General features: G+C 72.1%; 21 protein-coding genes. 12 read left to right on the forward strand and 9 right to left on the reverse strand.

What is annotated here, in order from left to right; translation table 11 throughout:
• Nucleotides 1-668 precede the first annotated feature (668 nt).
• Nucleotides 669-833 carry a hypothetical protein gene (locus tag CHB94_RS25285; protein ID WP_176445597.1) on the forward strand — a complete coding sequence of 55 codons (165 nt, stop codon included), beginning with the start codon at nt 669-671 and terminating at the stop codon, nt 831-833.
• Between the two features lie 234 nt (nt 834-1,067).
• On the opposite strand, the gene CHB94_RS16300 is transcribed toward CHB94_RS25285, so the two are convergent.
• The gene (locus CHB94_RS16300; protein WP_141137526.1) at nt 1,068-1,961 is read right to left on the reverse strand and encodes a hypothetical protein; all 894 of its coding nucleotides are present in this window, start codon (nt 1,959-1,961) and stop codon (nt 1,068-1,070) included.
• A 34-nt stretch (nt 1,962-1,995) separates the two neighbouring features.
• Nucleotides 1,996-2,703 (reverse strand): IPT/TIG domain-containing protein, encoded by a 708-nt coding sequence (locus CHB94_RS25290; protein WP_176445598.1) that lies wholly within the window; start codon nt 2,701-2,703, stop codon nt 1,996-1,998.
• A gap of 817 nt (nt 2,704-3,520) precedes the next feature.
• Here CHB94_RS25290 and CHB94_RS16310 point away from each other — a divergent pair.
• Nucleotides 3,521-4,084: a hypothetical protein gene (locus CHB94_RS16310; RefSeq protein WP_141137527.1), complete on the forward strand. Its 564-nt coding sequence runs from the start codon at nt 3,521-3,523 to the stop codon at nt 4,082-4,084.
• 191 nt (nt 4,085-4,275) lie between these two features.
• A complete protein-coding gene (locus CHB94_RS16315) occupies nt 4,276-4,692 on the forward strand; it encodes a PaaI family thioesterase (RefSeq protein WP_089337626.1) in 417 nt (138 codons plus the stop codon).
• Here CHB94_RS16315 and CHB94_RS16320 read toward each other — a convergent pair whose 3' ends face one another.
• The gene (locus CHB94_RS16320; RefSeq protein WP_089337627.1) at nt 4,693-5,982 is read right to left on the reverse strand and encodes a hydroxyacid-oxoacid transhydrogenase; all 1,290 of its coding nucleotides are present in this window, start codon (nt 5,980-5,982) and stop codon (nt 4,693-4,695) included.
• Between the two features lie 149 nt (nt 5,983-6,131).
• Between CHB94_RS16320 and CHB94_RS16325 the strand changes: the two genes are divergently transcribed.
• Genes CHB94_RS16325 through CHB94_RS16335 form a run of 4 tightly spaced genes read left to right on the forward strand, consistent with a single transcriptional unit; the run spans nt 6,132 to nt 10,183 of the window.
• Nucleotides 6,132-7,103, forward strand: a complete 972-nt coding sequence (locus CHB94_RS16325; protein ID WP_089337628.1) for a cyclase family protein — start codon at nt 6,132-6,134, stop codon at nt 7,101-7,103.
• 8 nt (nt 7,104-7,111) lie between these two features.
• Nucleotides 7,112-8,758: an AMP-binding protein gene (locus tag CHB94_RS16330; protein ID WP_089337629.1), complete on the forward strand. Its 1,647-nt coding sequence runs from the start codon at nt 7,112-7,114 to the stop codon at nt 8,756-8,758.
• A gap of 52 nt (nt 8,759-8,810) precedes the next feature.
• Nucleotides 8,811-8,936, forward strand: coding sequence for a hypothetical protein (locus tag CHB94_RS26250; protein ID WP_254920705.1), 126 nt, complete (start codon nt 8,811-8,813; stop codon nt 8,934-8,936).
• A 26-nt stretch (nt 8,937-8,962) separates the two neighbouring features.
• Nucleotides 8,963-10,183, forward strand: a complete 1,221-nt coding sequence (locus tag CHB94_RS16335) for a serine/threonine-protein kinase (protein ID WP_089337703.1) — start codon at nt 8,963-8,965, stop codon at nt 10,181-10,183.
• A gap of 7 nt (nt 10,184-10,190) precedes the next feature.
• Here CHB94_RS16335 and CHB94_RS16340 read toward each other — a convergent pair whose 3' ends face one another.
• The 4 genes from CHB94_RS16340 to CHB94_RS16355 all read right to left on the reverse strand — a co-directional run bounded on the left by CHB94_RS16340 (nt 10,191) and on the right by CHB94_RS16355 (nt 13,370).
• Nucleotides 10,191-11,222, reverse strand: a complete 1,032-nt coding sequence (locus CHB94_RS16340; RefSeq protein WP_089337704.1) for an ion channel — start codon at nt 11,220-11,222, stop codon at nt 10,191-10,193.
• Nucleotides 11,223-11,295: 73 nt separating this feature from the next.
• Nucleotides 11,296-11,859, reverse strand: a complete 564-nt coding sequence (locus CHB94_RS16345) for a universal stress protein (protein WP_089337630.1) — start codon at nt 11,857-11,859, stop codon at nt 11,296-11,298.
• On the reverse strand, nt 11,856-12,215 hold the full coding sequence (locus CHB94_RS16350) for a universal stress protein (protein ID WP_089337631.1): 360 nt from the start codon (nt 12,213-12,215) through the stop codon (nt 11,856-11,858). Before CHB94_RS16350 ends, CHB94_RS16345 begins: the two co-directional genes overlap by 4 nt.
• Before the next feature lie 48 nt (nt 12,216-12,263).
• Nucleotides 12,264-13,370: a glycerate kinase gene (locus tag CHB94_RS16355; RefSeq protein ID WP_217899341.1), complete on the reverse strand. Its 1,107-nt coding sequence runs from the start codon at nt 13,368-13,370 to the stop codon at nt 12,264-12,266.
• A 39-nt stretch (nt 13,371-13,409) separates the two neighbouring features.
• On the opposite strand from CHB94_RS16355, the gene CHB94_RS16360 reads away from it, so the two are divergent.
• On the forward strand, nt 13,410-14,594 hold the full coding sequence (locus CHB94_RS16360) for an acyl-CoA dehydrogenase family protein (RefSeq protein ID WP_089337633.1): 1,185 nt from the start codon (nt 13,410-13,412) through the stop codon (nt 14,592-14,594).
• A gap of 27 nt (nt 14,595-14,621) precedes the next feature.
• Here the strand turns inward: CHB94_RS16360 and CHB94_RS16365 are convergent, their stop codons facing one another.
• The gene (locus tag CHB94_RS16365; RefSeq protein ID WP_254920706.1) at nt 14,622-14,909 is read right to left on the reverse strand and encodes a hypothetical protein; all 288 of its coding nucleotides are present in this window, start codon (nt 14,907-14,909) and stop codon (nt 14,622-14,624) included.
• Nucleotides 14,910-15,003: 94 nt separating this feature from the next.
• Here CHB94_RS16365 and CHB94_RS16370 point away from each other — a divergent pair, with 94 nt between their 5' ends.
• From CHB94_RS16370 to CHB94_RS16380, 3 genes are all read left to right on the forward strand, one after another.
• Nucleotides 15,004-15,582: a hemerythrin domain-containing protein gene (locus CHB94_RS16370; protein ID WP_089337634.1), complete on the forward strand. Its 579-nt coding sequence runs from the start codon at nt 15,004-15,006 to the stop codon at nt 15,580-15,582.
• 61 nt (nt 15,583-15,643) lie between these two features.
• Nucleotides 15,644-15,949 carry a hypothetical protein gene (locus CHB94_RS16375; RefSeq protein ID WP_089337635.1) on the forward strand — a complete coding sequence of 102 codons (306 nt, stop codon included), beginning with the start codon at nt 15,644-15,646 and terminating at the stop codon, nt 15,947-15,949.
• Nucleotides 15,950-15,995: 46 nt separating this feature from the next.
• The gene (locus CHB94_RS16380) at nt 15,996-16,799 is read left to right on the forward strand and encodes an esterase/lipase family protein (protein WP_089337636.1); all 804 of its coding nucleotides are present in this window, start codon (nt 15,996-15,998) and stop codon (nt 16,797-16,799) included.
• 34 nt (nt 16,800-16,833) lie between these two features.
• Here CHB94_RS16380 and CHB94_RS16385 read toward each other — a convergent pair whose 3' ends face one another.
• Complete coding sequence (locus CHB94_RS16385; RefSeq protein WP_089337637.1) at nt 16,834-17,289, reverse strand: MarR family winged helix-turn-helix transcriptional regulator; 456 nt, start codon at nt 17,287-17,289, stop codon at nt 16,834-16,836.
• Nucleotides 17,290-17,309: 20 nt separating this feature from the next.
• Between CHB94_RS16385 and CHB94_RS16390 the strand changes: the two genes are divergently transcribed.
• Nucleotides 17,310-18,347, forward strand: a complete 1,038-nt coding sequence (locus CHB94_RS16390; protein ID WP_141137528.1) for an ABC transporter substrate-binding protein — start codon at nt 17,310-17,312, stop codon at nt 18,345-18,347.
• Nucleotides 18,348-18,382 lie beyond the last annotated feature (35 nt).

The following is an 18,382-nucleotide window of genomic DNA, read 5'->3' on the forward strand; positions in this document are numbered from 1 at the left end:
GCACTGGTCACACTGGCGTCGCAGACACCAGGCCCGCGCCCGCCGCTGCCACTACGCAACCCGAGAGGCCAGGTACGTGCGGCTGTAGTACTAGGCCTAGCAGGCTAGGGCTCGAACCTTCCGACGGCATGGTGGAGCCTCAACGCGCTGATTGTCTGCCTCGAGGCACGGTGATTTGCGTGCGCTGATGTGCGCGGCGAGCGGACCCGCTGGCGGCCTCGGCCCTCGAGTGAACTGACGTCGAGGACGGGCAACCTGTCTCTCGAGCTGCCTTGAGGGATGATCTGGTGACATCGGCCAGACAACGAATTCGTGGATGTCTGGTACGGACTCACCGGACCGCCGGGGTCCCTCGAAGGCCTCTACGGCCAGCGCCGCGCCGACGGCCGCACCCACCCCGGAGTGCGGCGGCCCGCCCCCGGCGATCTGAGGCCGCGCTCCCTTCGTGTGCTGTGAGCGGCGGAGCGGCGCAGCTCACATTCCACTGGGACCAAGTGCCCTGTAGCAGGTTCGCATCACCCCAGATCGTGATCAGCGTGAGTCAAGAAGCGGCCCACGGCCCGCCTCGGCCTGACCGGGATCCCCGGGCCGGCCGAGTCGAACGGGAGGGCTGGACGGTCGGCGCCGATGCGGTCGCCCCCCGGCCCTGGGAGCAGGAATGGGTGGACATGCCCGCCGGACACCTGCACGCGGTCAGCGGCGACGGGCTCGTCGCCGGCCGCGCGGTCTGCCTGGCGCCGGTGACGCTGCTCGACCCGGCCGACTGGGCGTGGCCCGACGACGGCGACCACGAGTGGCCGCTGTGCTGGATCTGCCTCGCGCTGACCCACTGACGGCTCACCGCCCGCGTACAGGGCATGCACGCCCACAGCGGCAGTCCGCGTCCGGAATGGAACTGCTGGCAGATAGCCAGGTCCGGCATGGTTGCGCGCACCGACGACGTCCCGATCCGCGCACCGAACTCGAGGAATCCGTCGACGCCCCGTCGACGTCCGCCGGTGGCCGGTGCCGGTGACGCGGTCCGGCATCCGCGCCTCCTCGGAATGGGATGCCCTGGGTGCTGCCAGTCACTCGGGGCAGGCCCTGTCCAGAAACTCGAAGCGCAGGTCCTCCGTGTCCTGGAGAACGGTCACGCGCCCGCGCTCCTCGTCCCAATCCCGATTGATGAGGACGTACCGCGACCCGGCCTGCTGGAGGAGGAGCAACCCGTCGTACCGGAAGCGGTAGCGGGCGTCCTCACCCTCCCCCACCATCGTGCGCTCCACACCCGGCAGATCAAGGGCCAGGTCCCGTCCGCTGTAGAGGGACACCGCCACGACCAGATCGCTGCACCCGGTGATGATGTCCCGCGCGTAGAGCTCACCCATCAACAGCGCGATCCGCTCGGCGTCCCAGAAGACCGCGAAGAGGAGCACTCCCCAGAGCAGCCCGCGCACCGCGGTGTGCCCACCGCTCGAGCCGCTGCCGGTGATCCGCTGTTCCAGAGCACCGCCGTACAGGGCTGCCCCAACGGCGCCGGTCAAGGCCACCGGCACCGCGAGGGTCTGGGTGCTGGGCAGTAGCAACAGGACCACCGCGAGCAGGAACCAGCCGACCCAGGACCACTGCAGCGCCCTCGCCCACCGGAGAACCCTCGGTCGCACAGGAGTACCGAGCGCCGCGGACAGGACCAGCCGCTCGTGGGCCCAGCGTGCCAAGACTGCGAGCAGAAGCACGAGCAGGGCGGGTACGTAGAGCACATTCACGCTCTTGAGCACGTAGTCCGTCGATGTCAGGCCCATGACCGAGGCGTCGAAGCCGAGCTCGTCCGCCTGGGCGTCCGTCCTCCGCCATCCGAAGTAGAACAGCAGCGCCGCGCCCACCGCGACCGGCGACCCCAGCGTGGCGAGCAGGCGGATCGACGACGCAGCCGTGCTTTCCTTCGCCGCAGGCCGCGGGCGGCGCAGTCGAGGCGGCGGCATCGATGCACCCCGGCGAGCGGCCGGCATCGGTGGATCACCCGCCCGGTGATGCGGTCGGATCCGCCACGGTGCCCGGACTCGGACGTGGCCGGGGTTCCAGCTCGTACACGAAGGTAGGGGTGTTGAAGACCTGCATGTACCAGCCCTCGACCCAGACCTGAACCGAATGCTCGCCCGCTGACCATTCCGCGTCCACGGGGGCCGGCGGCACGATCAAGGAGGCGCTGTCGCCGTCCGTCTGAACGGTCAGGTCCACGTCGCCGAAGTGGATGACGCTCGTGGAGGGGAGGTGCTCCCCGACGAGGTGGATGCGGTAGCCACCGGAGGCAGCACCATGATCCGGCTCGAGGCTGATCACCCGAGGACAGGCCGGTCCGCGCCCCGGCCCGTCCCCGCGGACCAGCCGGGCGGTGGGGTCGGTCGTGTGCACAGCCACGAGCTCACGGAGCACCTCGTACGCCACGTCACCGAGGCAGGTGAAGTCCGCGCCCACGGCATCGATCTGCGCCAGAGCGGCTTCTGCAACCGGCCACTGATCGGGCTCGTCGTAGAAGGCGGCGCGGCACGCGGCGGCAGCGCCCTCGTAGAGGCGTCGCTCCTGCGCGCTCAGTGCGGTGTAGTAGGGATCGTCCGACCCGTCCTGGGGCGTGAGTATGCAGTCGTGCTGCAGGTTCTGGTAGGCGATCTCCTCAGGGAGGTCGACGCCGCCTCCCGGCGCCAGACCCAGGATCCACGCGACCACGCGATTGCGTGGGCGTTCTGGCCTCCTCGACCGATCTTCGTCGGAGGACGCAGTGGAACCGGTGGCCGGCGAGGTGTCGGAGGCCGTTCCTCCAGAGGAATCGGAAGCCGACCCTTCAGCGGAATCGGAGGCTGTTCCTCCAGAAGGAGCAGACGCCGTTCCTCCGCCGGAGGAAGGGTTCGTGGGCGTGGCTGTCGGAGTCGCGCCCGGGCCGGATGACGGGGTGAGCGCCGTCGTGGGCCCGATGGTGGCCGGAGGCTCGACGAGGACGTCGCTGTCGTGGTCCCGGGCAACCAGGACGCCTGCGCCGGTCATGACGACAACCGTCAGGACCAGCAGTCCCCACCACAGCGGAGCCCGACGACCGTGCAGGAATCGCGGCAACGACCACTGCTCAATGCCCATGTCGGCCTCGGCCAGGAGGACATCTCGGCCCTTGCCCCCACTGCAGATCACCCTCGTGACGGACCGAGGCCGGCCGGGTCAGGACGGGGCTGTGTCCTGCGTGTCCGCGGGCCGTGGAGTCGGACTCGTACCCGGAGATCGAGAGTCCGTCCATCCACCGCTCAAGTCAAGCCCTCGCCACCCGGGCGACGGCGCACGCCCTCGCGGTCGAGGCGGTGACCGTGGGCACGCCGGAAGGCCACGCAGACGACTCTTGTGGGATTCGGAACCTCTGAGGACGATCCCGCGCACGGTGAAGTCGCTGGACTGCCTCGTCCGCCGCCACCCGTGGTGCGGCAAGAAGAACGACGAGAGCGGCATGCCGTCCCATGGCCGCTCGGCCGAGCGTCCACACCCATCGAGGGAGAACCCGATGCGCCGTATCGCTGTGCTGTCCGCATGTGTCCTGGCCGGTGGCCTGCTCGGCCCGAGCACCGCGCTCGCCTCCCAGGAAGGCGGGGACCATGACTACCGCTGGATCGGCGTGGAGGACCAGTTCGCCATCGTCCTGCCCAACGGCGAGACGTTCACCGAGGACGAGGAACCCACGGCCGGAGAGGAGGAGGCGCCTCCGATCGGCACGCGCCTGTTCGTCAGCGAGGTCCTGTACGAGACCGAGGACGGTCGCACTCGTGGGGGCGAGGTCGGCCGCATCCACGTCGAGTGCACGTTCCAGGCCGTGGCCCTGAACGTCCTGTGCGACATCGCCTTCGTCCTCGACGACGGATCTCAGCTGCACGGCACCGCAGCCATCGACTTCAGCACGCAGGGCACGACCGAGCCACTGCAGGTGGACATCGCGGTGACCGGCGGGACCAATGACTTCTTCGGCGCCACCGGTGAGGTGTCCCGCCTCGACATCAGCCCCACCGGGGGCGAGAACGCCGAGACGGTGGCGCTGTACGAGACGAACCTCGTCCTGGCCCACGAGAAGTAGCCCGGTGGGGTGCGGTGGCGGCTCCCCGCCTCCGCCCCCCGAGCGGCCGGTTTCCCGGGGTGGTCTGCCCGTAGGCCACCCCGGGAGACGACACCGCCGTCCTCGCGCGCACGGGCAGGAGGGTCAGCCGGCGCAGCTGACCAGCCGGGCGGCATGCGACGCTCCCGGGGTCCCCGACGAGAGGTGGCCCAGTGCCGTCCGACAGCGTGTTCGCCGCCCGCGTGCAGGCCGTGCTCGACATCCCCCTTCACCGCTTCCTCGGCATGTGCCTGCGGGACGCGGCCGACCCGTCGGCGGGCGTGTGGTTCCCGGTGGACGCGCCCGCGCAGAATCAGGCCCAGGTGCTCCACGGCGGCGTCGTCTACACGCTGCTCGACGTCGCGTCCTTCCTGGCGCTGCTCCCCCACCTCGGCGACGACGAGCACGCGGTCACCCACGACCTGACGGTGTCCCTGCTCCGCCCGGTCGCGGCCGACAAGCGCGTGGACATCACCGGCACCGTCCTGCGCCGCGGCCGGGCGGTCGCCTTCATGCGGGCGGAGGCAACCATGGACGGCGAGGTCGTCGCCGCGGCCCAGGTGACCAAGAGCGTCGTCCGCGCGAGCTGATCACCAGAGACACATCGACCGGCTGAAGATGCCGGCGATGTCGTCGTCGGTGACCTCGCGGGGACAGGTCGCCAGAAGCCGCTGCTGCTTCATCGTCCCCTCGACCAGATCGGGGATGTCGCCTTCGGCGAAGCCCACCGCCCCCACGCCGTTGGGGATGTCGATGTCGCGCATGAGGTCGGCCAGCACCATGGGCAGGAACTCCGACGGTTCCGTGGGCAGCCCGGCATTCGGGGCGAGCAGCTGCGCGGCCCGGACGTGCCGTTCCGGCGCGGCCTCGAAGGTGAACCGGAAGGCCTCCGGCGCGGTGAGGGCCACCGACATGCCGTGCGGCACCATCGGCTCGCCGGCCGGGTAGTCCTTGGGGTGGAAGTCCTTCACCTGCCCGGCGATCGGATAGGCGTTCGCGTGCGGGATGTGCACACCGGCGTTGCCGAAGCCCATGCCGGCGAAGGTGGCCGCCATGGCCATGTCCGCGCGGGCCTGCGCGTCGTCCCCGTGGCGGACGGACCGCCGGAACGAGCCGGCCAGCAGCGTCAGGGCCTTCTCCGACCACATGTCCGCGATCGGGTTCGACCCGCAGTAGGGCACTCGCTGGTCGGGCGTCTTGCGCTCGTAGGTCGTGTACCACCGCGCGGTGTAGCTCTCCAGCGCGTGGCACAGGATGTCCATGCCCGAGGCCGCCGTCACCCCGGGCGGCTGGGTGAGCGTGAGGTCGGGGTCGATCACGGCCAGGGTCGGGCGGAGCCACGCGTGACTGATCCCGGTCTTCACCTTCGCGGCGATGACGTCCATCACGCAGATCGTCGTGCTCTCCGATCCGGTGCCCGTCGTCGTGGGGACGGCGACCAGCGGCTTGAGCGGCTGCGACGGCGCCTCCCCCTTGCCGACCGGCACGTTGACGTAGTCCATGAGGTCGCCGGGATTGGTGGTCAGCAGGTTGATCGCCTTGGCCGTGTCGATGCTGGAGCCTCCGCCCACGGCGACGAACGCGTCCCACGGCCCCGTCGAGCGGGCCTCCTCGATCGCGGCGACCAGGCTGAGGTCGGTCGGCTCGACGTGGACGCCGTCGTACACCCGGGCCTCGATGCCGAATTCGCTCATCTGGTCGGCCACCCGCTGCGGGATCCCGGTGGCCGCCAGGCCGGCATCGGTGACCACCAGCACCCGCCGCACGCCGTACCTGCTGAGGTCGTAACCGATCTCGTCGGAGGCCCCGCTCCCGAACTTGAGCAGCGGCGCCCCGTAGGTGAAGACGGACTCGGGGTGGGCGGGCGAGGTGGTGCTCATGGCGTCCCTTTCGGCGGTCGCGGTCCTGCTGCGCGGGTCGGCTGCACCGAATGTTGCACGCGGTTGTGATCAGCACCACACCGGCGAATAGTCCTCGGCACCGCCTCGGCCCGTCAGCGAGCGGGCATCTTCCCGCCCAGGAGGCCCCGATGACCGACACCCCGACGACGACCGCCCCGGCCCTCGGCGAGCTGCTCAGCGACGCACCCACCAACTGGGGCAAGTGGGGGGACGACGACGAGGTCGGGGCGCTCAACTACCTGGGCCCCGAGCAGGTCCTCGCCGCCGTCCGGCTGGTCAACCAGGGGAAGGTCTTCACCCTGCAGCGGCTGATCGGCGACCCGAAGGGCGACCCGGTCTGGCCGGGCCGCACGCCCGCCGAACGGACCCAGATACTGGATGAGTCCGACTGGGACGAGGGCGGCAAGGGCCCCGCGTACCCGGGCGGGCTGCACTACGCCGACGACAAGATCAACGCCTTCCTGCAGGGCTCGACGCAGTACGACGCCCTCGGCCACGTCTGGTACGGCGGGAAGATCTGGAACGGCTACGACGCGCGGACCACGGTCGGGGGCATGGAGGAGGCCAGCGTCGAGCCGATCGCCCGGCGCGGCGTCGTCGGCCGTGCCGTCCTGCTGGACATGGCGCGGTTCCGCGGCAAGCACACTCTCGACAAGGGCGAGACCTTCACCCACGAGGACCTGATGGCGTGCGCCGAGTCCCAGGGCATCCGGATCGAGAAGCGGGACATCCTGCTCGTCCGCACCAATTTCCTGCAGCTGTTCTTCGAGCAGGGCGAGGCGTTCTACGAGGGCTTCAACGAACCCGGCCTCGTCTACAGCCCCGAGCTCGTCCAGTGGTTCCAGGACATGGAGATCCCCAACCTGGTCACCGACACCATCGCCAACGAGGTGACGATCGATCCCAACAACGGGGTCGCCCTGGTGCTGCACAACGCGCTGATGCGCAACCTGGGCATCGCCCTGACGGAGATCGCCGACCTGGAGCAACTGGCCGCCGACTGCGCCGAGGACGAGCAGTACGCCTTCCTGTACGTGGCCGCCCCGCTGAAGATCGCCAAGGCGGCCGGTTCGCCCGTCAACCCGGTAGTCATCAAGTAGAGGACGCCATGAGCACCTACGACGACCGCCCCTGGCTGGCCCTCTACGGCGACCAGCCGGCCGACTACGAGATCGAGTTCGGCGACGCGCTGAGCATGTTCCGTGCCGGCGTCGCCCGGGATCCCGCCGCCGTCGCGCTGCGGTACTTCGACGGCGTCATCACCCGCCGGGAACTCGACGAGCTCAGCGACGGGCTGGCCAGTGGCCTGCTCGCCAACGGGTTCTCGCCCGGCGACCGCCTGGCCGTGTACCTGCAGAACGTCCCCCAGTTCGTCATCGCCATGGTCGCCGCCTGGAAGGCCGGCGGCATCATGGTCTCGATCAACCCGATGAGCCGTACCCGCGAGCTGTCCTACCTGCTCGAGGACTCCGGGGCCACCGTGCTGGTCGCCCTGGAGACCCTCTACGACCAGGTCGCCCGGGACGTCGTCCCCGGGACCGACGTACGCCTGGTGCTCACCACCAGCGAGCTCGAGTTCCAGACCCGCAACGACGAACGGCTGTTCAAGGGCGTCGAGCGGCAGCGCCACGAGGGCACGACCGACTTCAGCGAGTTCATCGCCGAGCACCGCGGCCCGGTGCCACCGCCGGTCGACCTGGGCTCGGACGACGTCGCCTTCCTGACCTACACCTCGGGGACGACGGGCGTGCCGAAGGGGGCGATGAACACCCACCGGAACGTCGTCTTCACCGCCCAGGTCTACCGGGACTGGGTGCACGCCGGGCGGGACGGCGCGATCTTCGGGATCGCCCCCCTCTTCCACATCACCGGACTCATCGGGCACATCGCGGTGAGCATGCTGGTCCCCGCGCCGCTGGTCCTGGCCTACCGGTTCGAGCCGCAGGTCGTCCTGGACGCGTTCCTCGAGCACCGGCCGGCCTTCACGATCGGGGCGATCACCGCGTTCAGCGCCCTGCTCAACGCACCCGGCTTCACCAAGGACCACTTCGCGTCGTTCACCTCGATCTACTCCGGCGGGGCCGCGATCTCCCCGACCGCCGAGCAGCACTTCCTGGCGGCCACCGGCAAGCAGGTCCACAACGCCTACGGCCTGACCGAGACGACGTCGCCGATGACCGTCACGCCGTTCGGATCGCCGTCGCCGGTCGATCCCACGTCCGGGGCGCTGTCCGTCGGCGTGCCGGCCCCGAACACGATCGTCCGCATCCAGGACGACGACGGGAAGGACCTGCCCCTGGGGGAGGTCGGCGAGATCGTCGCCGACGGGCCGCAGGTCGTCGCCGGTTACTGGGGCAAACCGGACGAGACCGCTGCCAACCTGCCCGGCGGTGCACTCAGGAGCGGCGACGTGGGCTTCATGAACCCCGAGGGCTGGGTGTTCATCGTCGACCGCAAGAAGGACATGATCAACGCTTCGGGCTACAAGGTGTGGCCGCGCGAGGTCGAGGACGTCCTGGCCGAGCATCCCGCGGTCCGTGAGTCGGCGGTGGTCGGCGTCCCGGACGAGAAGCGCGGCGAGACGGTGAAGGCGTTCGTCAGCCTCCGGCCCGGCGCGAACGCCGCCCCCGAGGAGCTGATCGCGCACTGCAAGGAGCGCATGGCCGCCTACAAGTACCCGCGCAGCGTCGTCCTGGTGGACGAGCTGCCCAAGACCGTGACCGGCAAGATCCTGCGGCGCGAACTCCGGGGCTGATCGCAGCCGACGGCGGGCTGCGGCCGACCACGGGGTACGGGAGGCTCCCCCCATGACGACACCCGCCCCCGAGGACCCGCAGCCCCGCGACATCGCCCTCGAGCTGGAGACACCCGAGCTGGCCGCCGAGCTGGAGGCGCAGAGCGAGCCGGACGGGCAGCAGTCCGAAGAATCCTGACCGCGGGTTGGGGGTACATGCAGGTCATGAGCGCTGACACCGGACGCGACGACCGCGTGGTCGCGGGTCGTTACGCGCTCAGCGACGTCCTGGGTCGCGGGGGCATGGGGACCGTCTGGCTGGCGACCGACCAGGTGCTGGAGCGCAAGGTGGCACTCAAGGAGGTCACCTTCTCGATCGACCTCACCGAGGAGGAGCGGACCATCCTCCGCGAACGGACGATGCGGGAGGCTCGCGCCGCCGCCCGGCTCGACCACCCCCACGTCACGACCGTCTACGACGTCGTGGAGGAGGCGGGCAAGCCCTGGCTGGTGATGGAGCACGTCGCGGCACACAGCCTGCAGGAGGTCCTGGAGGAGCACGGCCCGCTGCCGCCGGCCGCCGTGGCCCGCATCGGCCTGGACGTGCTCGACGCGCTCGACGCCGCGCACGAGGCCGGGATCGTGCACCGCGACGTGAAGCCGGGCAACGTGCTGGTCGCGGCCGACGGCCACGCCTGTCTGACCGATTTCGGCATCGCCACCACGACCGGCGACTCCAGCCTGACCACGCAGGGGGCGCTGATCGGGTCGCCGTCGTACATGGCGCCCGAGCGGGCCAACGGCGAGGAGCCCCGGCCACCGGTGGACATCTGGTCGCTGGGCGCGACGCTGTACGCCGCGGTGGAGGGCCGCCCGCCCTTCAACCGGGGCGAGGCGATGGCCACGTTGATGGCGGTCGTCTCGGAGCACCCGGCGCCCATGCTGCGTGCCGGACCGCTGGAGCCGGTCCTCCACGGCATGCTCACCAAGGACCCGGCCCGACGCAGCACCGCCCGGAGCGTCCGGCCACAGCTGGAGGCGGTCCTCGCCGGTCGGGCCGCGGACCCGGCCGCGCCGTCTCCGCCCGCTGAGGCCCCTCCCGCTGAGGCCCCTCCCCCGCTGTCGGCGCCCGGCCGGCTGCCCGGCGACTCGGTGGAGCGGATCGACAGCGACGACCTGCGGAAGCTGGCGTCCGCCTCGCGCGCGCTGCTCGGCTCCGTCGCCCGCGACGCACGGGAGGTCCTGGCCGAACGACGTCGCGACCGGAAGGCCCAGGACCCTCGCCGGAGGACGGCGCCGCCCGCCCGGACCGTCGCTCCCCCGGCTCGCCGCCGTCGGTTCAAGCGGCGGTGGGTGGTGATCCCGGTCCTGACCACCGTGATGGTGATCGCGGTTCTCCTGGCCGGCGCGGCGCTGGCCCTCGCCGCGGTCTTCGGGCTGCTCTGAGCCCGGGTCAGCGTCCGGCGGCCAGCAGCCTGTCCTCGATCCGGCGGCCGGCGACGTAGTACAGCGTCGTCCCCTCGGTCACCGGCGTCTCCCAGGGCGGGCTGACCACCAGTCCGTCCCTCCCCCGCACCGCGAGGACGGTGGCCCCGAAGGTGCGGCCGAAGTGGGTCTGACAGTCGCCGAACGTCCGGTGCGGGAAGCCGGTCGGCACCCGCAGCGAGTAGGTGTTGCCGTGCCCGCCGCTGCTCATCAGGTCGTTGTAGATCTGGGTGATGCCCGGATCGGTGGCCTCCTCGGTGAGGAGGAAGGGCATGTGCCACTGGACGACCTGCACGCCGCCGTTGACGTAGCGCAGGTTCTCCCGCCGGCCCAGGTCACGGACCGCGGCCACCAGGTGGATGCCGGGGTTCGCGTGGTCGACGGCCACGGCGATAGCGAGGGTCTCGTTGTCGTCCCTGCCGTCGATGACCGCCGTCCGGGCGCGCTGCACGCAGGCCCGGTTCATCACGTCCTCGTGGGTGAGGTCGCCGCGGACGAAGTGCACGGCCGGCTGGTCGGGGAACGGGTTCTCCGGCACGTCCCCCCAGGCACACAGCGCGACCTGGAACCGGCCCTCGGCCGTCAGCTCGGCGACGATGCGTTCGGTCCGGCCGGGCCAGTAACCGAGCAGGACGACGTGGTCGGACAGGTCCAGGGGAACCACACCTCTCAGACGCCGGCCACGGATCGACTGCAGGGCAGCGGCCAGCTGGGTGAACAGGAGCGTGAGGGTCACGATGCCGCCGACGATCACGTAGAGGCCGACGAGCCGCCCGCCGGTCGACACCGGGAAGACGTCGCCGTACCCGACGGTCGCCGACGTGACGAGGAAGTACCACCAATAGGTACCGGGGGCGGCGATCTCGGCGCCGGCCGGTTCCACCAGGGCCATCGCCAGCCAGCTGGTGAGGAAGACGAACACCGCGACGGCCAGCGGCAGCCGCCATCCCCGCAGGCGCAGCCGGAAGAACCGCGACAGTCGATGGATGAGGAACGGCACCGGCACTCCCACGTCGTCCGGACGGACAGCGCAAGCTACCGCTCCCCCGGGCGGGCGCGTGACAGGGCCGCCCTCAGGCGATCGGTGTGCCCTGCCGGCCGGCCGTGCTCTGGCGCCGGCTGCGGCGCAGGTGCAGCCGCTCGTGCCGGGCCTCCGGCGAGTGGACGACGGTCACCGGGCAGGACGCGTGCTGGGCGCACTGCATGCTCACCGAACCCAGCAGCATGTTGGTGAAGCCACCGTGCCCCCGGCTGCCCACGACCAGCAGATCCGCGCCCTGCGACTCCCCGATGAGCACATCGGCGGCCGTCCCGATGGCGGCGTGCGCGTGCACCTCCGGCGGCGGCTGCGGGCCCTCCGCCACGCTCTCGGCCACGAAGGCCCGCAACCGCTCGAGGGCAGCGGTCCGCATCTGGTCGGGCTGGTAGCTGCCGACCGCGTAGAAGTCCATCCAGTAGTCCGGCGGTCGGTAGGCCGTCACCGCCTCGACCGGGACGCCGCGCCGGGCGGCGTCCTGCAGGGCGAACAGCAGTGCCGCCCGCGCCCCGGACGAGAAGTCCACGCCGACCACGATCCGCGGCCCGCGCAGGGCCTCCTCGTCGACGACCGGCACGACCGGGTCCGTCTGCTCGGTCATGACGCCACCTCCTCCGAACCCACCACCAGCAGCTCGGCTCCGGTCCGGGCCGCCACGTCCGAGACGGTCACCGGGTGGGTGACCGCCGCGACGCGGGTGCGTCCGTGCACGCCGGTCTCGTCGGCGGCGCGCTCCACCATGGCGGCGAGCGCTTGTTCCATCTCGGCGAGGCCCTCGTCCGGCTGCGCCGGGTCGCCGGCCCAGACGGTCACCGCGAGCAGCGTGGCGTCGCGACGTTCGGCCTCGCGCAGCGCCCACATCAGCGCCTGGTAGCCGCACGCCGTCGGCCGGATGTCGACCAGCACCAGCGGCCGGTCGAGGACGCCGGCCGGCGCGACGGGCGCACCCTCCGTCATGCGCGCAGAATGCTCCGCACCCGCCGTGCGGGCCAGGGTCCTTGGTCGCTAGCGCGCCAGTGCGGGCACGACCCGCGCGGCCAGGTCGGCGAGCACCGGCTCCGGCGCGGAGAGGCAGCGACGGACGTCGGGCTCCACCTCGGTCAGCGCGTGCCCGGCCGCGAAGCCACCGGCGGCAAGCTCCTCACCGGACAGGCGGAGGACGCCGGCCAGTGCCAGGCAGGGCACCCCGGCCGCCCGGGCCCGCCGGGCCACCTCGGCCGGGGCCTTGCCGTGCAGCGTCTGCGCGTCCAACGCGCCCTCCCCCGTGATCGCCAGGTCCGCGCCCGCCAGTACCTCGGACAGGCCCACCAGGTCGCAGACCAGGGCCGCCCCGGAGGTCAGCCGCGCGCCGATCGCGAGCGCACCGGCCGCCGTTCCACCCGCTCCGCCTGCCCCGGGCACGTCGGCCACGGCCACGCCCAGGTCGCGGCCGAGGACGGCGGCGTACCGGGTCAGCGCGGCATCGAGCGCCTCCACGTCCCCCGGCGAGGCGCCCTTCTGCGGCCCGAAGACGTGGGCCGCGCCGGACGGCCCGGTCAGCGGGTTGTCGACGTCCGAGGCGACGACCAGCTCGATCCCGGCCAGGCGCGCGTCCAGGCCGGAGGCGTCCACCCGGTCCAGCAGGGCCAGCCCCCCGCCACCGGGCGGGACGTCGTCCCCCTCGGCGTCCAGCAGCCGGACGCCGAGTGCCTGGAGCATTCCGGCGCCGCCGTCGGTGGTGGCACTGCCGCCGATGCCCAGGATGATCCGGTGCACGCCCTGGTCGAGGGCCGCCGCGACCAGCTCGCCGACTCCCCGGGTGGTGGCCGTCATCGGGGCCGGCTCCGCCAGCCCGAGCCCCGCCGCGGTGGCGAGCTCGACGACGGCGGTGCCGGCGTCGACCGCGATCGTGGCCTGCACCGGACGGCCGTCCGGCCCGCTCACCCGCGCTGTCTGCGGCCGGTATCCGGCGCGGAGCGCGGCCGCGACCGTCCCCTCGCCCCCGTCGGCGAGCGGGCGCAGCAGCAGCTCGGCCTCGGGCAGTCCCCGGGCGATGCCGGCCGCGATGGCCGTCGCCACGCGATCGGCGGCCAGGCTGCCCTTGAACGAGTCGGGGGCGATGACGATGCGCATGTCGGGCAGCATGCCCCCGATCGCCGTAGCGTCCCCGGCATGACCGACCCGAGCCCGGATTTCTACGCCATCGAGGAGCTTCTCGAGCCCGAGGAGATCGGGATCCGGAACCGCGTGCGCGCCTTCTGCGAGAAGGAGGTGACGCCCCGGATCAACGAGTACTGGGAGCGGGCCGAGTTCCCCTTCGAGCTCGTGCCGCGACTGGCCGAGGTCGGCATCGTCGGAGGCACGATCGAGGGCTACGGCTGCCCCGGGATGAGCGCGGTCTCCGCCGGGCTCGTCGCCGCTGAGCTGGCCCGTGCCGACGGCAGCGTCGGCACCTTCAACGGCGTGCACAGCTTCCTCGCCATGCAGTCGATCGCCCTGCTCGGCGACGAGGAGCAGCGGGAGCGCTGGCTGCCGGAGATGGCGCGCCTGGAGAAGATCGGCGCGTTCGGGCTGACCGAGCCCCAGCACGGCTCCGACGCCGTGGAGCTGGAGACCTCCGCGCGCCGCGACGGCGACGCCTACGTGCTGAACGGTCAGAAGAAGTGGATCGGCAACGGCTCGATCGCCGACTACGTGATCATCTGGGCGCGCGGCGAGGACGGCGCCGTCGGCGGGTACGTCGTCGAGAAGGGAACGCCCGGCTACGAAGCGACCGTCATGACGGGCAAGACGGCACTGCGGGCGGTGTGGCAGGCCGAGATCACGCTGAGCGACGTCCGGGTGCCGGTGGAGAACCGGCTGGCGAACTGCTCCTCGTTCAAGGACGTCTCCCGGGTGCTCGACCGCACCCGCTACACCGTGGCCTGGCGAGCGCTGGGCCTGGCGACGGCGTCCTACGAGCTCGCCCTCGCGCACGCCCTGCAACGGGAGCAGTTCGGTCAGCCGATCGCCGGCTTCCAGCTCGTGCAGGACAAGCTCGCGCGCATGCTGGCCGAGATTACCTCGATGCAGCTGATGTGCTGGCGGCTGTCGAAGCTGGCCGACGCCGGTCGCATGACCGCGGCGATGGCGTCGCTGGCGAAGATGAACCACGCGGCCAAGGCCCGGGCGATCGTGGCCGACGCCCGCGACATCCTCGGTGGCGACGGGATCCTGATCGACCACCACGTGGCCCGTCACCACGCCGACATGGAGGCCGTCTTCACGTTCGAGGGCACCGACTCGGTGCAGGCCCTCATCGTCGGCCGGGAGATCACCGGCCTGTCGGCCATCGGCGGGCGCAGGCCCACCGGCTGAGCGGTCGGCTCGTATACCGCACCGAGGTCAGCGCGCCGACGTCAGGCGCTCGCCGACGGCGGTGATGCGCTGGCACTCGGCGCAGGCGGTCCGCCCGCTGCCCACCCGCTCCCACTTCTGCGATCCCCAGACCTGCACGATGGCCCCGCAGACGGCGAGCTCGACCTCGCCGTCCAGCTCGCCCGGTGGGCGGTGCGCCTCGACGGCGTGCCACGGGCAGGCGTGCTCCGCCGGCCGCCCCCGTGACCAGCGATCCGGCCGGGCGAAGCCCACGGCATATGTGTCCACGAGGGACGTGTTCCCCGCCACCCACACGGTCAACCACCATGATCCGGGCCGTCGCGTGTGCCGGGCCACGTGGAGGGGAAGGAGGGCCGGATCAGGGTCCCTCCGCTGCCGAGGAGTTTCCATGACCGAGACCCAGCGCGACGTCGTCGACGTCCTCACCGCCGACCATCGCGAGTTCGACCGGATCTTCACCGAGCTGGAAGCACTGCGCGGGCAGACCGGACCGGACGCTCTCACGCGCAAGCGGGAACTGGTGGACGAGGTGACGATCGGGCTGGTCAAGCACTCGGTCGCCGAGGAGACGCAGGTCTACCCGCGGGTGGAGAAGCAGGTCGACAAGGAGGAGGCCGAGCACTCGAAGGAGGAGCACGCCGAGGCCGAGGAGACGATGAAACGGCTGGAGCGCATGGACGCCGGCGACCCGGAGTTCGACGGTGCGGTGGCCGAGCTCATCCGCGAGATCCGCCATCACGTCGAACACGAGGAGAGCCGGATGTTCATCGAGCTCCGGGCCACCTTCACGCGTGAGCAGCTCGTCGAGATGGCGGACAAGGTGGAGTCGATCAAGAAGATCGCACCGACGCGGGCCCATCCCATGACGCCCAACGAGCCCGGCGTCCGGCTGGCGGTCGGCCCGGTGGCCAGCCTCCTGGACCACCTGCGCGACGCCGTCAGCGGGCGGGGCAGGAGCAGCGACTGACGGGCACCACCCGACCCGCCGCCGCGTTACCGTCGGAGGACGCGGACGGAGGGAGTGGGGCATGGATCCGGTCAGCCTGCTGGTGGGTGGCGTTCTGCTCGCGGCGGGATTCGTGGCCGGCCGGCTCGGCCGCCGACAGAGCGCTCCTCCCCCGCCGGTGACCCCGGTGTGCGGATGCGGCCACACCCTCAGCCAGCACGACCGCGAGACCTCCACCTGCTACGCCGAGCTGCGCCGCGACAACTACGACAAGCGCGGTCGCTGGGCCGGCGTCAGCTGGGTGCCCTGCACCTGCCGCCAGTACGTGGGTCCGCGGCCGATCGACGAGGTCTTCGCCCCCCGGCTGCTCCCGCCCAGCCTCGACTGACAGCTCCGGTCGGCGCGGCGCCGAGTGACCGCGGACCTTCCCGGGCATGACCCTTCTCATGGACGGACGCTCCGATCCCCGCGCCGCCCGCCGTCGGGCCATGGTGCTCGCCGCCACCGAACCGGCTCGGACGCTGATGAGCGCCGGCACCGCGGCCGCGGCGCTGCCCCTGCTGCGGTGGGCGCCGCGCGGGGAGCCCCACCCCGTGCTCGTCCTGCCCGGGCTCATGGCCTCCGACGTCTCGACGCGGGTGCTGCGGGCGTGGCTCGGGCGGCTGGGTTACCCGGTCGTCGGCTGGGCCCTCGGCCGCAACCGCGGCCCCACCCAGGAGGTGACCAGCGAGCTGCCGTTGCTGGTCGACCGCCTGGCCCGCGAGCACGGGACGTCGGTGAGCATCGTCGGCTGGAGCCTCGGCGGGATCTACGCGCGGCGCCTGGCCCGCCAGGCGCCGCGCCAGGTCCGGCAGGTCGTCTCCCTGGGCTCACCGTTCGCCCTGACCGACCGGCCCGTCGACGGCACTCCCGGCGCTCGCTCCTACCAGCGGCTCGCTCCGGGGCACGGCAGCCGGCGTCCTCCTGCGTCCCGCGGCCCCCTCGCGCGGCCGCTGCCGGTGCCCAGCACCGCGATCTACTCGCGGTGGGACGGCGTCGTGGACTGGCGGGCCTGCCGCCAGAAGCCCGGCCCCACCAGTGAGAACGTCGCCGTGCGCAGCAGCCATCTGGGCATGGGACACGACCCGGCCGTCTTGTGGGTCGTGGCCGACCGCCTCGCCCAGCCACGCCACGACTGGCGGCCGTTCCAGCGCCCCACCCGGTTCGGTCTGAGCGCGCTCTTCTCGCCGGAGAACTGAGGGCGGCTCGGTCATCGCATGTGACCGTGAGGGGTCAGTCCTCCGCCGGGGCGAGATCGGCCAGGGCTCGCACGAGGGCCGACACCCGCTCCGTGCCCAGCGAGGCGGCCAACGCCGCCTCGTGGGCACCCACCAGCGCCTCCAGCCGCGCAAGCCGGATGCGGCCCGGCTCCGACAGGTGGACGACGACCTTGCGGCCGTCCCGCGGATCGGGCAGCCGGTAGGCCAGGGCCGCGTCCACCGCCCCGTCGACCAGGCGGGTCAGCGTGGGCGCCGGTAGGTGCAGGGCCGCCACCAGCTCGCCCATCGATCGGCCACCGGTGCCGGCGAGCGAGCGGAGGAGGCGGTAGCCGTCCAGCGTGGCGCCGTCCTCGGCCAGGACGGCCGCAACCCCGCGGGCCACCCGCCGCTGCGTGACCGTGAGCAGCTCCACGAGGTCGTCCGACAGCGGAACGGGCGGTCCGGCTGCAGCCTCGGCGCCCGGCACCATGGCCGCACCATACTCATGTGGTGCCCAGCCAGCCCGCACTCCTGGACCCGTGGGAGGTGCTCCTGACCGGCCCACTCCCGGAGGTCGTCCGGGTCGGGCTGGCGGTGCCCCTGTCCGGCCCGCTGGCCATGACCGCACCTTCGGCCCTCGATCTGGCGGGGCTGGCCGCTGACGAGATCAACGCCGTAGGGGGAGCCAGCGGTCGCCCCGTCGAGCTCGTCGCCGTGGACTCCGGACGCCCACCGGCGGTCGTCGCCGCGGAGGCGGCCATGCTTCACCGGGCCGGCGCCTTCGACCTGCTCGTCGGCTTCCACACCAGCGACGTGCACCGGGCGTTGGAGAAAGCGCTACCTCCTGACGCCCGCTACGTCTTCACTCCCCCGCACGAGGGTGGGCGCGGTCGTCCCGGGGTGGTCCGGCTCGGTGCATCTCCCCTCGAACAGCACGCCGCCGCCGTGGCCTGGCTCGTCATGCACCGTCGGGCGCGGCGCTGGGTGCTGCTGGGCACGAACTACGTGTGGCCGCGTGCCGTGCACCGCGCGGCACGGCGGGTGCTGGCCGAGGTCGGCGGCGAGGTCGTCGGCGAGGCGCTGGTGCCCTTCGGTCCGGGCGACCCCGGTGCTCTCCTGGACCTCGTCCGGCACAGCCGGGCCGACGCCGTGCTGCTGAGCCTGGTCGGGCGTGACCTGGTCGCGTTCAACCGGGAGTTCACCCGGGCCGGACTGGATCGTCGGGTCGTGCGGCTCTCCGGTGCGCTGGAGGAGAACGGCCTCTACGCACTCGGCGGGGACGCGACCGGTGGGCTGTTCGCCTGCATGCCCTCCTTCGCCGCCGCCGACAGCCGGGCCGACGAGGGGCAGTTGGCGCTGGAGGAACGGCACGCCCGCCGTTCGGGACCGCGGGCACCGGTGGTCTGCGCGTACGCGCGCGGCGTCTACGACGGCGTCCGGGTGGCCGCCGCGCTCGCCGACGGCCGCCCGGTCCGCGCCGGCCGGTCCGTCCCCCGGCTGGCCCGGGCCGACGGGCTGGCATTCCGGGAGCTGACCGGAACGCTCTGAGCCTGAATCGTTGCTTCCATATGGAAGCAGTTGGC

Source organism: Blastococcus mobilis, assembly GCF_900188025.1.
GTDB lineage: Bacteria > Actinomycetota > Actinomycetes > Mycobacteriales > Geodermatophilaceae > Blastococcus_B > Blastococcus_B mobilis.

Bases quoted from the DNA above. Each gene is read 5' to 3' on its own strand.
- CHB94_RS16380 (WP_089337636.1), top strand. From the start codon at position 15,996: ATGACCCTTCTCATGGACGGACGCTCCGATCCCCGCGCCGCCCGCCGT.
- CHB94_RS16330 (WP_089337629.1), top strand. From the start codon at position 7,112: ATGAGCACCTACGACGACCGCCCCTGGCTGGCCCTCTACGGCGACCAG.
- CHB94_RS16385 (WP_089337637.1), bottom strand. From the start codon at position 17,289: ATGGTGCCGGGCGCCGAGGCTGCAGCCGGACCGCCCGTTCCGCTGTCG.
- CHB94_RS16350 (WP_089337631.1), bottom strand. From the start codon at position 12,215: ATGACGGAGGGTGCGCCCGTCGCGCCGGCCGGCGTCCTCGACCGGCCG.
- CHB94_RS25285 (WP_176445597.1), top strand. From the start codon at position 669: ATGCCCGCCGGACACCTGCACGCGGTCAGCGGCGACGGGCTCGTCGCC.
- CHB94_RS16310 (WP_141137527.1), top strand. From the start codon at position 3,521: ATGCGCCGTATCGCTGTGCTGTCCGCATGTGTCCTGGCCGGTGGCCTG.
- CHB94_RS16320 (WP_089337627.1), bottom strand. From the start codon at position 5,982: ATGAGCACCACCTCGCCCGCCCACCCCGAGTCCGTCTTCACCTACGGG.
- CHB94_RS16360 (WP_089337633.1), top strand. From the start codon at position 13,410: ATGACCGACCCGAGCCCGGATTTCTACGCCATCGAGGAGCTTCTCGAG.
- CHB94_RS26250 (WP_254920705.1), top strand. From the start codon at position 8,811: ATGACGACACCCGCCCCCGAGGACCCGCAGCCCCGCGACATCGCCCTC.
- CHB94_RS16345 (WP_089337630.1), bottom strand. From the start codon at position 11,859: ATGACCGAGCAGACGGACCCGGTCGTGCCGGTCGTCGACGAGGAGGCC.
- CHB94_RS16370 (WP_089337634.1), top strand. From the start codon at position 15,004: ATGACCGAGACCCAGCGCGACGTCGTCGACGTCCTCACCGCCGACCAT.
- CHB94_RS16300 (WP_141137526.1), bottom strand. From the start codon at position 1,961: ATGCCGCCGCCTCGACTGCGCCGCCCGCGGCCTGCGGCGAAGGAAAGC.
- CHB94_RS16375 (WP_089337635.1), top strand. From the start codon at position 15,644: ATGGATCCGGTCAGCCTGCTGGTGGGTGGCGTTCTGCTCGCGGCGGGA.
- CHB94_RS16335 (WP_089337703.1), top strand. From the start codon at position 8,963: ATGAGCGCTGACACCGGACGCGACGACCGCGTGGTCGCGGGTCGTTAC.
- CHB94_RS16325 (WP_089337628.1), top strand. From the start codon at position 6,132: ATGACCGACACCCCGACGACGACCGCCCCGGCCCTCGGCGAGCTGCTC.
- CHB94_RS16355 (WP_217899341.1), bottom strand. From the start codon at position 13,370: ATGCGCATCGTCATCGCCCCCGACTCGTTCAAGGGCAGCCTGGCCGCC.